Source organism: Nonomuraea sp. CA-218870, from assembly GCF_050936535.1.
Classification (GTDB): domain Bacteria; phylum Actinomycetota; class Actinomycetes; order Streptosporangiales; family Streptosporangiaceae; genus Nonomuraea; species Nonomuraea corallina.
On the sequence record NZ_JBNJMN010000001.1, the window covers coordinates 3,774,344 to 3,792,534 of the forward strand.

The window sequence follows — 18,191 nt, forward strand, 5'->3', positions numbered from 1 at the left end:
GAAGCACGGGCCGCGAGCGTGGGCTCCCACGCCGGGCGGCCGGGCGGGCCGGCGGTGGGCCGGCCGGGGCGGTCATCGGGGTGTCCCCGGTGTCAGGTGCTGGGTCAGCCAGGCGGCGGCGCCGGTGAGGGCGGGCTGGGGCGCGACGATGAGCGCGGTGCCGATCCCCGCGAGATAGTCGGACATATCGGGATTGGTGGCGAACCGGGCACGGAAGTTGCTGGCGCACACGCGCTCCACGATACGGGGCAGCACCCCTCCGCCCAGGTAGACACCGCCCCGCGCGCCGAGAGTCAGCGCGACGTTCCCGGCGAAGCTCCCCAGCATCCCGCAGAACACCTCCACCGTCTCCCCGCAGAGCGGATCGTCCAGCCGGGCCACGATCTCCGACGTCGCCAGGGGCGCCGCCGCGACGCCGTTCACCCGGGCCAGCGCCCGGTACAACCGGGCCAGGCCGGGACCCGACAGCACGTGCTCGGCCACCACCGGACCCAGGCCCTCCTCCCGGAGCGCGCGCACGACCTCCAGCTCCCTGTCGTCCGCCGTGGGCACGATGACGTGCCCGCCCTCGCCGGGAAGCGGCACCCAGCCGTGATCGGTCGGCACCAGCCCGCCGACGCCGAGCCCGGTGCCGGGGCCGAGCACCGCCTTCACCCCGTACGAGGGCTCAGGCCCGCCCAGCGGCACCAGCTCGTCCGCGCCCAGGTGCGGCAGCGACAGGGCCAGCGCCTCGAAGTCGTTGAGCAGCTTCGCGTACGGCACGTCCAGGTCACGGATCGACCCGGCCCACGGCGCGTTCGTCAGCCGGTAGCGGTCCCCGTCGATGGGCCCGGCCACGGCCAGGCACGCCGCGCCGGGCCGCGCTCCGCCCGCGTGCTCGGCGAGATAGGCGCTGACGGCGTCCCCGAGTGTGGCGTACCCGGCCCCCGGCAGCACCGCCACGTGCGACGGCGCGGCCCCGGAGGCGGTGACGAGACCGAAGCGGGCGTTCGTGCCGCCGATGTCGGCGACCAGCCAAGGCAGCTCCGGGTCCGGACCGCCGGTGAAGATGCCCTCCGAAAGCGCAAGGGCGGGCGTGCCCTCGGAGGGAGTGCGGGTGGTCAACGCGGGGCCCCGGTGGGTGACGGCAGGGGGCGGCCCGTCTCCAGGTGGGAGGAGCCCGACTCGGCGGGGAAGGCCAGGCCGGGGCCGTGGTGCGGCGACTCGGCGCCGCTGACGCCGAAGATCCCGGCGCCCTGCTCGGCGTGCCCCGCCATCCGGCGGAAGACGGCGAACAGCTCGCGGCCGGTGCCGACCCACTCGGCGTCGCTGAGCGGCCGCCCCTCGGGGGAGCGGCGGGCCAGCTCCTCGGCCGGAACCAGCAGCTCAAGGGTGCCCGCGACCGAGTCCAGGCGGATCACGTCACCCTCGCGGACCAGCGCGATCGGGCCGCCGTCCGCCGCCTCGGGCGACAGGTGGATGGCGGCGGGGACCTTGCCGGACGCCCCGGACATGCGGCCGTCGGTGACGATCGCCACCCGCTGCCCCCGGTCCAGCAGCACCGCCAGCGGCGGCGTGAGCTTGTGCAGCTCCGGCATGCCGTTGGCGCTCGGCCCCTGGTAGCGGATGACCGCGACGAAGTCCCGGCCGTCCAGCTCGCCCGCCTCGAAGGCGCGCAGCAGGCCGAGCTGGTCGTCGAACACCTTCGCCGGCGCCTCGATCACCAGGTGCTCGGGCTTGACCGCCGACACCTTGCTCACCGCCGTGCCCAGGTTGCCGCCGAGCACGTGGATGCCGCCGTCGGCCGCGAACGGGTCCGACACCGGGCGCAGCACGTCCAGGTCGGCGCTGCCGCCGGCGACCTGCTCCCACACCAGCTCGCCGTCGCGCAGCTCCGGCGCCGACCGGTAGCGGTCCAGCCCGGGGCCGGCCACGGTCATCACGTCGGCGTGCAGCAGGCCCGCGTCCAGCAGCTCGCCGATCAGCACCTGCATGCCGCCGGCCTCGCGGAAGTGGTTCACGTCCGCCTGGCCGTTCGGGTAGATCCTGGTCAGCGACGGCACCGCCTTGGACAGGTGCGACAGGTCATCCCAGGTCAGCACGATCCCGGCGGCGGCCGCCATGGCCACCAGGTGCAGCGTGTGGTTGGTGGAGCCGCCGGTGGCCAGCAGCGCCACACAGGCGTTCACGATCGCCTTCTCGTCGACCAGCTCGCCGATCGGCGTGTACTCGGCGCCGTGCGCGGTGATCTCGACCGACCGGCGGCCCGCCGCCGCGGTCAGCGCGTGCCGCAGCTCGGTGTGCGGGTTGACGAACGTCGAGCCCGGCAGGTGCAGGCCCATGACCTCCATCAGCGCCTGGTTGGAGTTGGCGGTGCCGTAGAAGGTGCAGGTGCCGGGGGAGTGGTAGGACTTCGCCTCGGCGTCCAGCAGCTCGTCCCTGCCGACCTTGCCCTCGGCGAAGAGCTGGCGGGTGCGGGCCTTGACCTTGTTCGGCAGCCCCGACGTCATCGGCCCGGCCGGGACGAAGATCGCGGGCAGGTGGCCGAAGTGCAGCGCGCCGATCAGCAGGCCCGGCACGATCTTGTCGCAGACGCCCAGCAGCAGGCTCGCGTCGAACATGTCGTGCGACAGCGCCACGGCCGTGGACATCGCGATCACGTCGCGGCTGTAGAGCGACAGCTCCATGCCCGCCCGGCCCTGCGTGATGCCGTCGCACATGGCGGGCACGCCGCCCGCCACCTGCGCCACCCCGCCCGCCGCGCGCACCGCCGCCTTCAGCTCCGGCGGGTACGTCTCGTACGGCTGGTGGGCGGAGAGCATGTCGTTGTAGCTGGTGACGATGGCCACGCCCGGCTTCGCCGTGCCGCGCAGGGCGGGCTTGTCGGAGTCCGGCGCGGCGGCGAAGCCGTGCGCCAGGTTCGCGCACCCCAGGTGGGCGCGGGCGGGGCCCTTCGCGCGGGCGTCGGCGCCGTCCCGGCGGATCCTGGCCAGGTACGCGGCGCGGCTCGCCGCGCTCCGCCCGGCGATGCGGTCGGTGACCTGCTGGATGACGGGGTTCATGGTCACGCTTCCTCCTCGTGCCAGGCGCGGCCGCTGCGGGCCAGGAGCTCGTGCGCGCCTGCGGGGCCGGTCGTCCCGGCGGGGTACGGTTCGGGCAGCGCGGGAGAGGAGCGCCAGGCGTCCAGGATCGGGTCGATCCACCGCCAGGCGGCCTCCACCTCGTCACGCCGCATGAAGAGCGTCGGGTTGCCGGCCAGCACGTCGCTCAGCAGCCGCTCGTACGCCTCGGGAACGCGGGCGGGGAACGTCTTGCCGAAGTTCAGGCTGAGCGGGACCGGCTTGAGCGACACCTCGCCGGCCCCCGGCTCCTTGGCCATGATGTGCAGCTCGATGCCCTCCTCCGGCTGCAGCCGCAGCACCAGGCGGTTCGGCGAGCCGCCGGGGAAGATGGAGTGCGGCACGTCCTTGAACTGCACCACGATCTCCGAGCGCCGGTCCGGCAGCCGCTTGCCGGTGCGCAGGTAGAACGGCACCCCGGCCCAGCGCCAGTTGCGGATCTCGGCCCGGATGGCGGTGAACGTCTCCACCCGCTCGGACGACTCGGTCGGCGGCGTCGAGCCCGGCTCGTCCAGGTATCCGGGCATGCCGTCGGCGGCGGTGTACTGGCCGCGCACGGTGAAGCGGGTGACCTCGCCGCCGGTGATCGGGCGCAGCGCCTGCAGCACCTTCACCTTCTCGTCGCGGATCGCCTCGCGGTCGTTGCGCGCGGGCGGTTCCATCGCGGTCAGCGTGAGCAGTTGCAGCAGGTGGTTCTGCACCATGTCGCGCAGCGCGCCGGCGTGGTCGTAGTAGTCGCGCCGCCCGGGCGTGCCGACGGTCTCGGCGGCGGTGATCTGCACGTGGTCGATCCAGAGCGAGTTCCAGACCGGCTCCAGGAACGCGTTGGCGAAGCGGAGCACGAGCAGGTTCTGCACGGTCTCCTTGCCCAGGTAGTGGTCGATGCGGAAGATCTGGTGCTCGGCGAAGATGGCGCCGACCTCGTCGTTGATCCGCTGCGCGCTCGGCAGGTCGTGGCCGAGCGGCTTCTCCAGCACCACCCGCGACCTCGGCGTCACCAGGCCCGCCCGGTCCACCTCGCGGCAGAACGGGCCGAACGTCCTGGGCGGGCTGGCCAGGTAGAACACGCGGTCGCGGTCCCCGGCCAGCATCGCGCGCAGCCGGTCCCAGCCGGTGCGGTCCTCGCCGCCCACGTCGACGGTCAGGTGGTGCAGCCGGCCCAGGAAGCGCTGCCACCTGGCGTGGTCGTCGACCGGCACCCGGTCGCGTACCTGCGCGTCCACCTTGCCCCGGAAGTCGGCGTCCGTCAGCCCGCTCCTGGACAGGGCGATGATGCGCGTCCGGGGAGAGAGCCGGCCGTCCCGGTCGCTGTGGAACAGCGCGGGCAGCAGCTTGCGCATGGACAGGTCGCCGGTGCCGCCGAAGACCACCAGGTCGGCGGTGTGGGCGGTGGGGGCGGACGAGAGGGGGGACACGAACGAGACTCCGATGATCTACCACACTAAGGACAGAACGGACACTAGTCAGAGTTACGGTCGTGTACAAGCGCAGTTTTGCTATTTGAGATGAAAAAGTCGTGACTTTTCATGACACAAGCGGGTGTGGTTCACTTAGCCGATGTCCCGACGTACCGCAGCGACCCTCGCCACCAGTGGTGACGTCCTCCGGCTCATCCGCACCGGTGAGGCCGTGACGCGCGCCGACATCGGCCGGGTCACGGGCCTGTCCCGGCCCGCGGTGCAGCTCCGGGTCGACGAGCTGCTGGAGCGCGGCCTGGTCGTGGAGCGGGCGGACGCGCCGTCGACCGGCGGCCGGCCGCCGGTGCGGCTGGAGTTCGACGCGGCCGGCGGCGTCGTGCTGGTGGCCGCGCTGGGCGCGAGCCGCACCCGGGTGTCCATCTGCGACCTGGCCGCCCGCGAGCTGGCCGGGCAGGACTTCGCGATCGACGTCGAACAGGGCCCCGACGTGGTGCTCCCCCTGGTCATGGACACCTGGGACGAGCTGCTCGGCGACCGGCCGCGCTCGACGGTCCGGGGCGTCGGGATGGGCATGCCGGCGACGGTCGAGTTCGCCGAGGGTCGCACCGAGAGCGCCCGGGTGATGGCCTCCTGGACGGGCGTGGTGATCCCGCCCCTGGTCCGGGCCCGTTTCCCGGTGCCCGTGCTGGTCGACAACGACGTCAACGTGCTGGCCATCGGCGAGCACCGGGGCGCCTACCCCGACCTGGACGACCTGCTGTTCATCAAGGTCTCCACCCGCATCGGCGCCGGGATCATCGCCGGCGGCGGGATCCTGCGCGGCGCGCTCGGCGCGTCCGGCGAGATCGGCCACATCCCGGTACGCGACGGCGGGGGAGTGCTGTGCCGGTGCGGGAACGTCGACTGCGTCGACTCCGTCGCCAGCGGCACCGCGCTCCTGCGTGACCTGCGCGCGGCCGGCAAGGACGTCAAGAGCATCTCCGACGTGACGCGCCTGGTACGGGCCGGCGACGCCGAGACGATGGCGACCGTGCGCGAGGCCGGCCGCAGGATCGGCGAGGTGGTGGCCGGGGCGGTCAACATCCTCAACCCGTCGGTCGTGGTGCTCGGCGGCGACATGGCCGAGGCGTTCGGGCCGCTGGTGTCGAGCATCCGCGAGGTCGTCTACCGGCGCTCCACCGCGCTGGCCACCCGGCGGCTGCGCATCGAGCCGAGCCGCCTGGGTCCCGGCGCCGGCATCAGCGGCTGCGCGGTCATGGTCCTCGACCACGTCCTGTCGCCAGAGGCCGTGGACGAGGCCCTCGCGGCCCGCCCCGCCCGCTGACGCTTCCAGCAGGCGGTCGGCTCACGGGTGGCGACGGACGAGGCCCTCGCGACCTGTCCTCGTTCGCTGACGCCTCTGGGCGGGCGCGCGGCTCAGGGGTGGCCGGGGACGGCGTGCGGGCGGGAGCTGCGCTGCGCCGCCGGGGTCCTGCCGGTCGTGGCGGCCGCCACGTCGTCCAGTTCGGCGCCGGTCCCGGCGGGGGCCGTTCCGGTGGGTACGAGCGCGCCCGCCCGGCCCGCCTCGCTCGTACCGGCGGAGCCCACGGGGCTCCTGCCGGAGAAGGGCGGCACGGAGGAAAGCGACCCGGAGGACGGCGACCCGGTCGGCGGTGCGCTGGGCGGCGCGGCCGAGGGCGCGGTCGAGGGCGCGGTCGACGGGGCTGCCGATGAGGAGGTGGAGGGCTCGATGGGGGCCTCGGTGGAGGGCTGGGTGGTCGGCTGGGTGGTCGGCGCTCTCGACGGGGTGGAGGACGGCGAGTCCGCGGCGGGCCGGCTCGGCGCGTTGGTGTGACCCGTACGCGGGCCCTGTCGGGGGATCCGTACCCGAGGCTCGGCGGCGCGGAGGCGGGCGGGCGCCGACTCGACCGCCCCACGGCCCTCGGCGTGGTCCCGCGCGCCCGGCTGGGGCATGCTCGCGAGGGACAGCGACGCGCCGGGCAGCCCGGCGCCGGCGAGGACGCCCGCGAGGACGAGCATGAGGGTGCCGGTCAGCGCGCCGGCGATCTGCAGGATCCGCTCGCGCCGTTCGGTCTCTCTCACAGAGGCAGATGATAGTCAGCCCCGGCCGGGCCCGACCGGTGAAGCGGAGAATCGTGATCAAGAAGGTTGCGCTCAGACGGCCGGGTGGTGGCCGCAGGTGCACAGCAGCCCGTTCAGCGCGGCCTCCAGGTCGCTGCCGTCGCTCGTCGGGGCGGGCCACAGGAAGCGGACGAGCGAGCCGTCCGCCCGCACCGTGACCCCCTGGCTGTCCAGCTCCCACAGCCACACCTCGCCGGCGGGCCGGCCCAGATGGCGGGAGACGCCCTTGGCGAGCTGCTCGCGGTGCGCGGCGTTGACGTGCGCCAGCACCCGCTCGGCCGGCCCGGCGAGCGGGTCGGGCTCGGCCTCCAGGTAGTCCTCGGCGTCCAGCACCCCGGACTCCTGCCCGGTCAGGTACACCACCTGGGCCACGTCCACCCGCAGCAGCCGGGGCGCGTCCGGCCGCCCGTAGCGCTCCAGCGCGTCGAACAGCGCCTCGTCCGGGTCGTTGGCCGCCACCGTGACCGCCGCCGCCCGCGCCTCGCCCGCCGGCACCGGCTGCGCCCAGCCCTGCACCTCCATCAGCCCGCGCGGGTGCTCGTCGTCGCCGAGCCTGCGCACGGCCGTCAGGTTGACGGCCACCACGGCGTCCTCGTGCAGCCGGTGCAGTCCGTGCAGCGGTTCGCCGGGCAGCACCAGCAGCACCGGCCGGCCGCGCTCGTCGACGCCGCCCCGGGCGCGGGACGGCATGCCGTCGACGGTCAGCCGCGCGACCGAGGCCGTCGCGGCGAGAGTGCGGATCCGCTGCGGGATCGGCAGCATGGCCCCTCCTGATGAATGTAGGTTAGGCTTGCCTAAGTAAGCATTACCTAAGCACAATGAGGTGAACGTGCGCTACACCGGTCCCAAGGTGCGCCTGTCGCGCCGCGCGGGAGTGCCGCTGACCAGGAAAGCCATCCGCTACTTCGAGCAGCGCCCGTACCCGCCGGGCGAGCACGGGCGCAAGACCAACCGCCGCACCACCGGCGACTACGGGCTGCGCCTGATGGAGAAGCAGAAGCTGCGCTGGTACTACGACGTGTCCGAACGGCAGCTGCGCCGCTACTGGGACCTGGCCGTGCGCAGACCGGGGGCGTCCGGCGCCGAGCTGGTCTCCATCCTGGAGTCGCGGCTGGCCTCGCTGGTGATGCGTTCCGGCCTGGCCCCGTCTATCTACGCGGCCCGCCAGTACGTGACCCACGGGCACATCGCCGTGGACGGCCGCAAGGTCGACATCCCCAGCTACCTGGTCAGGCCCGGCCAGGTGGTCTCGGTGCGGGAACGGTCGCGCCGGATGCAGCCGTTCGTGGCCGCCGCCGAGGGGATCCACGCGGACGAACGCGTCGCCCCCTACCTGAGCGTGGACCTGCCGGGCCTCACCTTCACCCTGCTGGCGGCCCCGCTGCGTGAGCAGGTCCCGGTGCCGGTGGACGAGCTGCTCGTGGTCGAGTTCTACTCCCGCTGACGCGGGGCCACGGGGCCGCGGGGCCGTACGGCGGTGAGATCGCGGGGCGTGCTGTCTCGCGCCGCCCCGCGCCCCGGGGGCGTCAGGCGTTGGCGCGCTTCTTCGTCCGCCGGTCGGGGGTGGCACGGCGCAGCGCCGTCACCTCCTTGCGCAGCTCCGCCAGCTCCTTCAGGATGCGCTGCGTCGAGGCCGCCGACATGTCCTCCAGGTCGGCCCGCTCCTTGGCCGCCTCCTCGTCCATGGCGCTCACCACCACCGCCATGAACAGGTTGAGCACCACGAACGTGCACAGCAGGATGAAGATCGTGAAGAAGATCCAGGCCGACGGGTGGACCTCCATCACCTCACGCGCGATGTTGCCCCAGTCGTCGCCCGTCATGGTCTGGAACAGGGTGAACAGCGACGTCGGCAGGCTGCCGAAACGCTCCGGCGCCGTCTGCCCGTACAGCTTGGTGGCCAGCACCGCGGCCACGTAGAGCACCAGCGACAGCAGCACCACGATGGAGCTCATCCCCGGCATCGCGCGCAGCAGGGCCGAGACGACCTTGCGCAGGCTCGGCACCACCGACAGCAGTCGCAGCACGCGCAGGATGCGCAGCGAGCGCAGCACCGACAGGCCGCCGGCCGCGGCGGGCGCCAGGGCGACCACGACGATCACGGTGTCGAAGACGTTCCACGGGTCGCGCGGGAACCGGGCCCGCTCCACGTACACCTTCGCCGTCAGCTCCACCACGAAGATGGCCAGCGCCAGCCGGTCCAGCGCGGACAGCAGGGCGCCGTGGCGCGCGGCGATCGCGGGGAACGTCTCCAGTCCGAGGACCGCGGCGTTGACCAGGATGACGCCGACGATGAACCGCTGGAAGTTCCGGTGTGCCAGGACGGCACGGGTGCGTTCACGCACGGGGGAGGGCTCCTCCTCGGAAGGGGTGGACGGCCCGATCATTTTGGCGTAAAACGATCACTGCTCCGGCGTCAACCTGAAGACCCGCAGTTCGCGCCCGGAGCGGGCGGTGTAGCGCTCGTACATCGGCGAGCCCGCCACCAGCGCGGGCCAGACCGCGGCGCGTTCGCCGCCGGCCAGCAGCCGCGCGCGCACCGGGAACTCGCGTCCGGCGTGGGCGACGGCCGCGTCCGGGTGCGCCAGCAGGTTGGCCGTCCACGCGGGGTGGCGCTCGGCGCCGAAGTTGCTCCCCACGACCAGCAGCGACCCTCCGGGCTCGCGGACGCACGCCAGGCGGGTGCGGCGCGGCTGCCCCGTGCGGGCCCCGGTGGTCATGAGGACGAGGGAGCGCTCACCGCCGACCGGTCTGCCCCGCGACAGCCGGTCGGCCAGCCGCTCCAGCTTCGGCATGATCCGCGGGCCCGCCCGCATGAACCACTCGGTGCCCGCCAGCCACTGGAACCCGGCCTTGATCATGCAGGCATCGTACAAGCGACCGGCAAGCGCGTTGCTGTGGTATAAAACCCACCTGTTCGACCGACAACCCGGGGGGTCACGTCACCCATGTCCTATCCGAACTACGGCCCCGGCTACTACGGTCCGCCACCGCTGACGCATCCCAACGGGACGACCATCCTGGTGCTGGGCATCCTCAGCCTGGTCATCTGCCAGATCCTCGGGCCCTTCGCCTGGAACATGGGAACCAAGGCGCTGCGGGAGATCGACGCCAGCGGCTACGTGTACGAGAACCGCGGCATGGTGCAGGCCGGCCGGATCTGCGGCATCGTCAGCACCTGCATCATGGGCGCGGTCATCGTCATCTACGGCGTCATCATCCTGTTCGCCGTCGTCATGGGCGTGACCTCCTCCTAGGCCCGCGCGCGGGTCCGACCGCGGCCGGGATGATCAGGGGCCGGTCCTTCAGGCGGCGCTCTGGGCGCGCCGGCGCAGCGCGCTCAGGATCCCGGCGGGGTCGATGACGCCGTACCCGTAGTCGTAGTCGAAGCCCACCGTGCTGCGGTCCTCGGCGGTGCGGCGCAGCAGGGCGCGCAGTTGCGCCGGCGACAGCCGCGAGGCCGGCCACAGGGTCCGCACGGCCGCCACCAGCCCGGCCGCGACCGGCGCCGCCGCCGAGGTGCCGGAGTCGGGCTCGTCCCCGTACGCGCCCGAGCCGGCGAAGTGTGTGTACGCGCACACGTCCGGCTTGCGCTCGGCCAGCCGGCCCGGCCCCTGCGAGGAGTAGCCGACCCGTTCGCCGCGCACGTTCACGCCGCCGATCGACAGCACCCGAGGGTGGGAGTTGGCGCCGGTGATCGGCCGCTCAGGGAAGGCGCAGCGGCCGTCGGGGCAGTCGCGCCCGCAGTTGCCCGCCGCGAACAGGATGTCGGCGCCCGCCTGGTCCAGGCTCGCCACCATCAGGTTGAACGGGTGGGCCCCGTTGTCGGAGTAGTTGCCCGGATGCCCCACGGGGAAGTCCCACTCGGGGGAGAACGACCCCCAGGAGTTGTTCACCACCAGCGCCCGCGAGGACTCGGGCTGGGCGGCGAGCACGTCACGCAGGTGCGCGAACGCGGCCACCGCGTCGGACAGCAGCCCGTCCATCACCGAGCCGCCGGGCCGGGTGGAGCGCAGCAGCGGCAGGTCGAGCAGGGTCGCCTCCGGGGCGCCGAGCAGCGCGTCGAACGCGCACATCGTGCCGTGGTCGACGGGGAAAGCGCCCGGCCTGCCCGGCATGGTGGCGGGCAGCCAGCTGCGTCCGGCGTCGAACCGCACGTCGTGCCGCAGCCTGACGGCCAGGTGGTCGAGGTTGACGCCGGTGTCGACCACCGCCACGGCCACGCCGGAACCGTCGAGGCCCTCGGCGCGCAGCCGCGGCACGTCGAGCAGCCGCTCCACGTCCCGCCAGTCGCCGACCGGAGGGTCGCCGCCGCACGTCGGCGAGGTCTCGATCACCGGGTCGGAGAACACGCCCACCACGTCGGGACGCAGGCCCGGCAGCATGGAGACCCTGGTGGCCAACTCGTCGTCCGAGATCGTGCCGCGGACCAGCACCGAGGCGTCCTCGGCGGCCAGCGAGAACCGCAGCGGCTGGTTGAGCGAGAGCGGGTCGCCGCCCGTGGCGGGCACCGGGCGCGGCAGCGCCACGGGCGTGAAGCCGGCGTCGAGCTCGACGCCGGGCAGGCCGTCGGCGACGTCGGCCGTCGTCACGGCGCGGCCGGGGTCGGCCACGGCCGAGACGAGGTCAGGGGAGGGGCGGAGCTGAATGAGGACCCGCATGTTTCACCGCCGAGCGTGTGGGAGTGGAGCGACCTCCTTACCGTGCGTCATCGCGACGCCGCCGTCCAGCGCTTTACCAAGCCTGTGACCTGGCATAACGCCGTAAATGGCGCCGAACGGGACGACATCCTGGCTTCGCCGGGAGGCTTCCATGATCTCGGTCGGTTCACTAGGTTGGGGCAGCATGACGCTCGAGGCGCAGAAGCCGGTCGAAAGCGGTGGCACCAGCGGACACTGGCTGGCCGTGCGGCCCCGGCTGATCCTCGCCAGCGCGTTCATGCTCTTCCTGGAGCTGGCGCTGATCCGGTGGACCGGCTCCAACATCGTGCACCTGAGCTACTTCACCAACTTCGTGCTGCTCGGCTCGTTCCTCGGCATCGGGCTCGGGTTCCTGCGGGTCGGCCGGACCACCGCCCAGCCGTACTACTCGCCGGTCGTGCTGTTCGGCCTGGTCATGGTGGTGCTGGTGTTCCCGGTGACGGTCGACCGCGACACCGAGGGCGTCCTGTACTGGACGAGCCTGTCCACCGTCGGGCCGCCCGCCTGGATCAGCCTGCCCGTCGTCTTCTGCGCCGCGGCGCTCGTCCTCATGGGCCCCGCCGAGCTGGTCGGACGCTGCTTCCCCGAGCTGCCCCGGCTGGAGGCCTACCGCTACGACCTGATCGGCAGCCTCACCGGCATCGCGGTGTTCACCGCCCTGTCGTTCCTCAGCGCGCCGCCGGTCGTCTGGGGCGTCCTCGCCGCCGTCGCCTACGGCGTGCTGCTCGTGCCCCGCCCCCGCGCCGCCTACCTGGGGCTGGTGACCGTCCCCTCGCTGGCCGTGGTGGGCCTGCTGCTCGCCGAGACGCTGACGGCCGGGGCGCTGTGGTCGCCGTACTACAAGGTCACCCACCGCCAGTTCGAACAGCTCGGCGTGCCGGTGACCGACATCGCCGTCAACGGCGTCCCGCACCAGCAGGCCGTGCCCGCCGCCGCCCGGCTGCAGTGGGAGGCCCAGTACGGGCTGCCCTACCAGCGGGCCGCCGCCCGGCCCGACGACGTCCTCATCGTCGGCGCGGGCAGCGGCACCGACGTCGCCATCGCGCTGTCCAAGGGCGCCCGCCGCGTCGACGCCGTCGAGATCGACCCCAAACTGCGCGAGCTGGGCGGATCCACCCACCCCGACAGGCCGTACGACGACCCCAGGGTGACCACGCACGTCACCGACGGCCGCGCCTTCCTGGAACAGACCGATCGCACGTACGACCTGATCCTGTTCGCGCTGCCCGACTCGCTCACGCTCGTGTCGGGGGCCAGCTCGCTGCGGCTGGAGAGCTACCTGTTCACCGAGGAGGCCATGCGGGCCGCCCGCGAGCGGCTCAAGCCCGGCGGCGCGTTCTCCATGTACAACTACTACCGCGAGAGCTGGCTGGTGGACCGGCTCGCGGCCACCGCCCAGCGCGCCTTCGGCCACGCCCCCTGCGTGGACGTGGTGAGCACCACCGGCCACCAGGCCGTCATCACCGCCGCCACCACCCCCGACGCGCAGCGCTGCGCCGCCCCCTGGGCGGGCGCGGCGGCCGGCACCCCGCCGCCCGCCGACGACGACCGGCCGTTCCTCTACCTCAAGGACCGGACCATCCCGTCGCTCTACCTCATCACGCTCGGCCTGATCCTCGCGGTCAGCCTGCTCGCCGTCCGCGTCGTGGCCGGCCCGTACCGCAGGATGCGCCCGTACGCCGACCTGTTCCTGCTCGGGGTGGCGTTCCTGCTGCTGGAGACCAAGAGCGTGACCGGGTTCGCGCTGCTGTTCGGCACCACCTGGGTGGTCAACGCGATCGTGTTCGCCGGGGTGCTCGTCGCCGTGCTCGCCGCCGTGGAGGTGACCCGCCGCTTCCGCACCCCGCCGCTGAGCGTCATGTACGGGGTGCTCTTCGCCGGGCTGCTGCTGGCCTGGCTGGTGCCGGACGCGTGGCTGCTGTCGCTGCCCGTGCCGGTGCGCGCGGTGGCCGCCGTCGTCGTCGCCTTCCTGCCGATCTTCGCCGCGAACGTGGTGTTCTCCAAGCGGTTCGCCGACACCGCCGACGCCACCACCGCCTTCGGCGCCAACCTGCTGGGCGCCATGGTCGGCGGGTGCCTGGAGTACCTGGCGCTGGTCATCGGCTACCAGGCGCTGCTCCTCGTGGCGGGCGTCCTTTACCTCGGCGCGCTGTTGCTGGCACCCCGCAAGGCGCTCGCATAGACCCTGGTTTGCCCGACCATGTGAGGCTTTACCTGGGGTTTTGGAATGTACGGGAAAGTCGTGCCGTTGTAATCAACAGGTGAGCGCCCAGGTCTTGAGGCCGCTCCCTTTCCCGCGCACCCCGCTCCGCAGCGTGTCCTTCGGCGGTGCCGCGACGTAGCTCTACGCGTACAAATGATCACTTACTGTGCGCGGAATCTGGAGGAACATCCATGACCATGTCCCGCAACCTGCGCAAGTTCGGCGCGGCCGCGGCGCTGGCCGTGGCCACCACGGTGGCGGCCCCCGCGTTCGCCGCGCCCGCCCAGGCCGCCGAGCTCCCGTACGGCCAGGACGTGTCCAACTACCAGCCCACGCACGACTGGGCCGCCAGCGGCGCCGACTTCGGCATCGTCAAGGCCACCGAGGGCCTCGACTTCAAGGACAAGACCTTCGCGCGCCACTGGAAGGAACTCGACAAGCACGACGTCGTGCGCGGCGCCTACCACTTCGGGCACCCCGCCAACGACCCGGTCGCCGAGGCCGACTTCTTCCTGTCGGTGGTCGGCGGACAGCCCGCCAAGAAGGGCGACCTGCTCGCCCTCGACCTGGAGACCAGCGACGGCAAGCCGGTCGCGCACGTGAACCGGTGGGCCAAGACGTTCATGGAACGGGTCAAGGACCGGACCGGTGTCACCCCGCTCTTCTACAGCGGCTACGCCTTCGCCGACCAGTACGGCAAGGGCCTGAGCGAGTACCCGCTCTGGGTCGCCCACTACGGCAAGGCCAAGGGCACGGTCGGCACCCCGGCCGACTGGAAGACCTGGACCATCCACCAGTACTCCGACTCGCCGGTGGACCAGAACGTCTCCTCGCTGAGCGTCGACCAGCTGCGTGCCCTCGGCCGTCCCTGACGCCTTCCGTCACGCCTTCCGTGCACGCCTTCCGTCACGCCTTCCGTCACGCCGGGGTCAGCCGCACAGCTCCTCGAGCGACTCCGCGCCGTCGGTCGCCTGCGAGTTGCGCGTCGGCGTCTCGGTCGGCTTGGCCGCCCGCACCCGGGTCGGCGACGCGGACACCGTCGCGTCGCCGGACGGGGTCGGCGCGGCCTGGGTGGCCGCCGTGGCCCGGCGCGGCCTGAGCGAGTCCTGGATCGCCTTGGCCGACGCCCGCTGGATCTTCGCCCAGTCGGGGTTGCCCGGCCAGAACCTCGGCGGCACGAACTGCAGGCTGCTCATCCTGGCGTCCTTGACCTTGAGCGCCAGCTCCACCAGCGGCTCCACCAGCTCCTGCGGGATGTTCGTGTGCGCCAGCCGCTTGGTCGCGGAGGTGATGCTGTTGAAGTTGGCCAGGATCTTCTGCGGCGTCGCCTGCTGCGCGAACGCCCCGATGACGCAGCGCTGGCGGCCCATCCGGGAGAAGTCGTCGGCGCCCACCCGGGAGCGGCCGTACCAGAGGGCCTCCTCGCCGGTCAGCCTCCTGGTGCCCGCCTTGATCGTGCCCGCGGTCCCGTACAGGCCGCCCCACTTGACGTCCTGCTCCACGTGGATGGTCAGCCCGCCGATGGCGTCCACCAGGTCGGAGAAGCCGTACATGTTCATCAGCACGTAGTAGTCGATGTCGAGCTTGAGCGTGTAGCTGATCGCGTCCATCAGCGCGCGCGGGCCCTTGTTCCTGCCGCCCGCCTGCTCCGGGTGGTCGTTGGCGTACTGCCAGACCTCGTTCAGCAGGCCACCGTTGGGCAGCTCCGCCATGAAGCCGTTCGGGAAGTGCTTACGCAGCGGCGACGACGGGGGGAAACGCACGTGCTGGAGGTTGCGCGGCAGGCTGAACAGCACCGTGGACCCCGTCGGGATGTGCACGCTGGCCACGTTCATGCTGTCGGTGCGCACCCCGGTGCGGTTGCCCGCGGCGTCACCGCCGATCAGCAGGAAGTTGACCCGGTCCTTGCCGTTCCACGGGTCCTCCTCCTTGATCGGCGCGACGTCCGGGTCGTCCGCCGCGCTCTTGAAGACATGCTTCTTCGCGTCCCACACCGCGTAGACCGACGTGGCCGACAGCGCGAACGGCGCCATCACCACCACGCACAACAGCCCCACCACGACGCCCGAGATGACCTGACCCCGCTGGTCGAGCCGCTTGGGGCCGAGCGTGACGTACGAGGAGACCGCGAGCGCGAACCAGCTCAGCGCGCCCAGCGAGGCCAGGACCACGGTGCTGATCATCACGCTGTCACGCGTGAAGATCCCCAGGTTGTCCAGGTTGGCCAGGCCGAACGCCAGCAGGGCGAGCAGCGTCGCGGCGAAGAGGCCGACCAGGATCAGGCCGGTGCGGCGGCGCCCGGCCCGCAGGTGAGCCGCCCCCGGCACGAAGACCGACAGCACGGTCCAGCCGAGGAGGGACGCGAGCGTGAGAGGCCGGGCGAACCGGGGGGCGGAGTTCCCGCCGCCGAGCCCGGCGAGCCGCGCGGCGAGCCCACCGCGCTGCCAGGACCGCTGCCAGGACCGCTGCCCGGTGCCTTGCCTGGTGCCTTGCCCGGTGCCTTGCGTGGTGCGCTGTCCGGGGGGCTGCCCGCCGCGTCCGGACGGGCGGGTGTTCGTCCCGTCACCGCCGGGCGAGGTCTGGTCGCCGGCCTTGGGCGCCGCTCCGGAGGCCGCGCGCTGGGGCCGCGCGCCGGACCGGGCCCCGGGCTCCCCGCTTCCGGAACGCCCGGCTCTGCGCGCCCGTCCAGCGCGCGGATCGCCGCCTCTGGGATCGCCGCCTCTGGGGTCGCCGGGCGGGCCGGGTTCGGGATGCGGGGCGGGTTCGGGTGCGGGCTCGGACGGGGTTCCGGACGCGGCCGGCCGAGGACGGCGAGAGGGGCGCCGTTTCCTGCCTCCGGGCGCGGCGTCCACCCCATCGCGTTTGCTCACACCGGCTCCTTCACACGCCTACCAGGCATAACCCGATGGGTTTGCCCCCCGATGGCACAAGATTGTCAGGATTCTAGTCCTCATATATGGACATCAAAGACATGTGCCCAACATGAGATGAACGCCATGTGATCGCTAAGAGGTGGCCGAGGCGGGCACCGCCCAGGTGTTGCACTGGTAGGCGTGGTTCTTCTCCCAGCCCTGCCGGAACCACCGGTGGTTGTTCGCCGGGGACCCGTGGTCGCGCGGATATCCCGGATGGTCGCCCACCTGACCGTAGAACCAGAACAGCCGCTGCCGGTTGCCCGTGCTCACCGGGTACGAGGTCGCGACCGACCGCATCCACATCCCGGCGAAACAGGTCGCCTGCAGCTCCAGTCGCCGGCTCAGCGCCAGCTTGCCGTTCCGGTTGGGCGTCTCCAGCGTCTGGGCCCACCAGGAGTCCAGCAGCCCCGTCAGGTTCTGCACGTGGTGCCCGTACTCGTGGGCCATCATGCTGATGATGCCGCCGTGCCAGCTGACGATCTGGCCGTAGCCGCGGGAGTTCCCGTTGCCCCTGGCCATGGCCGAGGTGGAGGCGTAGATCGTGCTGTTGCGCGGGCAGTAGTAGGGCACGATGCTCCCCGGCTGGGGATAGTCGCCGCAGGCGCCCCTGCCGCTCCTGGCCGCGATGGCGTAGTTCGGCGGGCTGAACGGGATGCCCTGCTTGCGCAGGATCGGGCCCCAGGCGCGGTCCATGCACTGGCTGGTCTTCAGGATCAGCGCCTTGAGCTGGCTGTGGCTGAAGACGCTGGCGTTGCCCGCCCGGCAGTTGAGCCTCGGCAGGGCGCCGGCGCGGTAGACGGTGTTGTTCTTCAGGCTGCGGTTGAGCGTCACCTGCGGGGGCGGGTCGTCGTCCGGCTCGTCGGCGGGCTCGTCGCCCTGGGTGGGCCGCTCGGTGGGCTCGTCGCTCGGGGTGGGCCGCTCTGTCGGGTCGTCCCAGGACCGGGTCGGCCCGTCGTCGGGGGAGGACGTCGGCTGCGCCAGCGGCGTCGAGGTCTCCCTCTCCGAGGACCCGTCCAGGAAGGCCGCCCCGACGACCACCAGCACGAACAGCGCCGCCATCGACCCGAACACGAGCCCGAGCACGCCGGCCACGCCCATCCCGGACTTGCGGCGCGGCCGGTGGTGCCACTGCCCGTGCGGCGGGAAGGGCTGCCGGGGCGGCCACGGGCCCTGCGGCGGCGGGGGACCGCCGGGCGGCCCCGGCGGCGGATACGGCCCCTGCGGGAACCCGCCCCCGCCCGGCTGCGCCCCCTGCCCCGGGTACGCCCCCTGCCCCGGGTACGGCCCCTGCCCGGGGTGCTGTCCCTGCCCGGGGTGCGGTCCCTGCCCAGGGTGCGGTCCTTGCCCGGGGTACGGTCCCTGGCCGGGATGGGGTCCTTGCCCCGGGCGCGGTCCTTGTCCGGGGTACGGTGCCTGGCCCGGATACGGCCCTTGCCCCGGCGGAGGCACACCCTGCCCGGGGTACGGCGGCTGCCCGGGGTACGGCTGCCCCGGGTACGGCCCCTGCCCGCCGGGCGGCGGAGCCCCCTGGCCCGGGTACGCCGCGCCGGGGCCGCCCTGACTGGGGTAGGGCTGGTGCTCCGGCCGGTGGTGGTGCTGCGGAGGCCAGGGCAGCGAGGGTGGCCTCTGGGGCTGTCCTGGCCCCTGAGGCGGGGGAGGATATTGCCCGTTGCCTGTCACCGTGTCGCCCCTTTACTCGGAAGTCCGAGATGCGTGACCTCTCCTGTCACACACCA

At 72.8% G+C, this 18,191-nt stretch carries 15 protein-coding genes; 5 read left to right on the forward strand and 10 right to left on the reverse strand.

Features of this window, described 5'->3' with window-relative positions:
- Window positions 1-72 precede the first annotated feature (72 nt).
- Genes glk through zwf form a run of 3 tightly spaced genes read right to left on the reverse strand, consistent with a single transcriptional unit; the run spans window position 73 to window position 4,438 of the window.
- Window positions 73-1,050, reverse strand: a complete 978-nt coding sequence (gene glk, locus ACQEUU_RS18255) for a glucokinase (protein WP_433071883.1) — start codon at window positions 1,048-1,050, stop codon at window positions 73-75.
- 50 nt (window positions 1,051-1,100) lie between these two features.
- Window positions 1,101-3,041: a phosphogluconate dehydratase gene (gene edd / locus ACQEUU_RS18260; RefSeq protein WP_433071885.1), complete on the reverse strand. Its 1,941-nt coding sequence runs from the start codon at window positions 3,039-3,041 to the stop codon at window positions 1,101-1,103.
- A 2-nt stretch (window positions 3,042-3,043) separates the two neighbouring features.
- The gene (zwf, locus tag ACQEUU_RS18265) at window positions 3,044-4,438 is read right to left on the reverse strand and encodes a glucose-6-phosphate dehydrogenase (RefSeq protein WP_433071887.1); all 1,395 of its coding nucleotides are present in this window, start codon (window positions 4,436-4,438) and stop codon (window positions 3,044-3,046) included.
- A 217-nt stretch (window positions 4,439-4,655) separates the two neighbouring features.
- Between zwf and ACQEUU_RS18270 the strand changes: the two genes are divergently transcribed.
- A complete protein-coding gene (locus tag ACQEUU_RS18270; protein WP_433067429.1) occupies window positions 4,656-5,840 on the forward strand; it encodes an ROK family protein in 1,185 nt (394 codons plus the stop codon).
- Window positions 5,841-5,932: 92 nt separating this feature from the next.
- On the opposite strand, the gene ACQEUU_RS18275 is transcribed toward ACQEUU_RS18270, so the two are convergent.
- Both ACQEUU_RS18275 and ACQEUU_RS18280 read right to left on the reverse strand, forming a co-directional pair.
- Entirely contained in the window at window positions 5,933-6,598 is a 666-nt protein-coding gene (locus ACQEUU_RS18275) for a hypothetical protein (protein ID WP_433067432.1), read from the reverse strand.
- Window positions 6,599-6,670: 72 nt separating this feature from the next.
- Complete coding sequence (locus ACQEUU_RS18280) at window positions 6,671-7,399, reverse strand: DUF2470 domain-containing protein (RefSeq protein ID WP_433067435.1); 729 nt, start codon at window positions 7,397-7,399, stop codon at window positions 6,671-6,673.
- Between the two features lie 67 nt (window positions 7,400-7,466).
- Here ACQEUU_RS18280 and rpsD point away from each other — a divergent pair, with 67 nt between their 5' ends.
- A complete protein-coding gene (gene rpsD / locus ACQEUU_RS18285; RefSeq protein WP_433071889.1) occupies window positions 7,467-8,081 on the forward strand; it encodes a 30S ribosomal protein S4 in 615 nt (204 codons plus the stop codon).
- 82 nt (window positions 8,082-8,163) lie between these two features.
- On the opposite strand, the gene ACQEUU_RS18290 is transcribed toward rpsD, so the two are convergent.
- Together ACQEUU_RS18290 and ACQEUU_RS18295 are read right to left on the reverse strand one after the other, a co-directional pair.
- A complete protein-coding gene (locus tag ACQEUU_RS18290) occupies window positions 8,164-8,982 on the reverse strand; it encodes an ion transporter (RefSeq protein ID WP_433067437.1) in 819 nt (272 codons plus the stop codon).
- 57 nt (window positions 8,983-9,039) lie between these two features.
- The gene (locus ACQEUU_RS18295; protein WP_433067440.1) at window positions 9,040-9,498 is read right to left on the reverse strand and encodes a nitroreductase family deazaflavin-dependent oxidoreductase; all 459 of its coding nucleotides are present in this window, start codon (window positions 9,496-9,498) and stop codon (window positions 9,040-9,042) included.
- A gap of 87 nt (window positions 9,499-9,585) precedes the next feature.
- Between ACQEUU_RS18295 and ACQEUU_RS18300 the strand changes: the two genes are divergently transcribed.
- On the forward strand, window positions 9,586-9,894 hold the full coding sequence (locus ACQEUU_RS18300) for a DUF4190 domain-containing protein (protein WP_433067443.1): 309 nt from the start codon (window positions 9,586-9,588) through the stop codon (window positions 9,892-9,894).
- Window positions 9,895-9,942: 48 nt separating this feature from the next.
- Here ACQEUU_RS18300 and ACQEUU_RS18305 read toward each other — a convergent pair whose 3' ends face one another.
- Window positions 9,943-11,298 (reverse strand): S8 family peptidase, encoded by a 1,356-nt coding sequence (locus ACQEUU_RS18305; RefSeq protein WP_433067446.1) that lies wholly within the window; start codon window positions 11,296-11,298, stop codon window positions 9,943-9,945.
- Between the two features lie 184 nt (window positions 11,299-11,482).
- Here ACQEUU_RS18305 and ACQEUU_RS18310 point away from each other — a divergent pair, with 184 nt between their 5' ends.
- The gene (locus tag ACQEUU_RS18310) at window positions 11,483-13,519 is read left to right on the forward strand and encodes a spermidine synthase (protein ID WP_433067448.1); all 2,037 of its coding nucleotides are present in this window, start codon (window positions 11,483-11,485) and stop codon (window positions 13,517-13,519) included.
- 212 nt (window positions 13,520-13,731) lie between these two features.
- A complete protein-coding gene (locus tag ACQEUU_RS18315) occupies window positions 13,732-14,412 on the forward strand; it encodes a glycoside hydrolase family 25 protein (protein ID WP_433067451.1) in 681 nt (226 codons plus the stop codon).
- Window positions 14,413-14,469: 57 nt separating this feature from the next.
- On the opposite strand, the gene ACQEUU_RS18320 is transcribed toward ACQEUU_RS18315, so the two are convergent.
- Window positions 14,470-16,410, reverse strand: coding sequence for an LCP family protein (locus ACQEUU_RS18320; RefSeq protein ID WP_433067453.1), 1,941 nt, complete (start codon window positions 16,408-16,410; stop codon window positions 14,470-14,472).
- Between the two features lie 135 nt (window positions 16,411-16,545).
- On the reverse strand, window positions 16,546-17,553 hold the full coding sequence (locus ACQEUU_RS18325; protein WP_433067456.1) for a neutral zinc metallopeptidase: 1,008 nt from the start codon (window positions 17,551-17,553) through the stop codon (window positions 16,546-16,548).
- Between the last annotated feature and the right edge of the window lie 638 nt (window positions 17,554-18,191).

What these genes read in the sequence shown, in the direction of transcription:
- ACQEUU_RS18315 (WP_433067451.1), top strand. Translation starts at nt 13,732, where the DNA reads ATGACCATGTCCCGCAACCTGCGCAAGTTCGGCGCGGCCGCGGCGCTG.
- ACQEUU_RS18325 (WP_433067456.1), bottom strand. Translation starts at nt 17,553, where the DNA reads ATGGGCGTGGCCGGCGTGCTCGGGCTCGTGTTCGGGTCGATGGCGGCG.
- ACQEUU_RS18295 (WP_433067440.1), bottom strand. Translation starts at nt 9,498, where the DNA reads ATGATCAAGGCCGGGTTCCAGTGGCTGGCGGGCACCGAGTGGTTCATG.
- ACQEUU_RS18280 (WP_433067435.1), bottom strand. Translation starts at nt 7,399, where the DNA reads ATGCTGCCGATCCCGCAGCGGATCCGCACTCTCGCCGCGACGGCCTCG.
- ACQEUU_RS18310 (WP_433067448.1), top strand. Translation starts at nt 11,483, where the DNA reads ATGACGCTCGAGGCGCAGAAGCCGGTCGAAAGCGGTGGCACCAGCGGA.
- ACQEUU_RS18270 (WP_433067429.1), top strand. Translation starts at nt 4,656, where the DNA reads ATGTCCCGACGTACCGCAGCGACCCTCGCCACCAGTGGTGACGTCCTC.
- zwf (WP_433071887.1), bottom strand. Translation starts at nt 4,438, where the DNA reads ATGCGCAAGCTGCTGCCCGCGCTGTTCCACAGCGACCGGGACGGCCGG.
- edd (WP_433071885.1), bottom strand. Translation starts at nt 3,041, where the DNA reads ATGAACCCCGTCATCCAGCAGGTCACCGACCGCATCGCCGGGCGGAGC.
- ACQEUU_RS18300 (WP_433067443.1), top strand. Translation starts at nt 9,586, where the DNA reads ATGTCCTATCCGAACTACGGCCCCGGCTACTACGGTCCGCCACCGCTG.
- ACQEUU_RS18305 (WP_433067446.1), bottom strand. Translation starts at nt 11,298, where the DNA reads ATGCGGGTCCTCATTCAGCTCCGCCCCTCCCCTGACCTCGTCTCGGCC.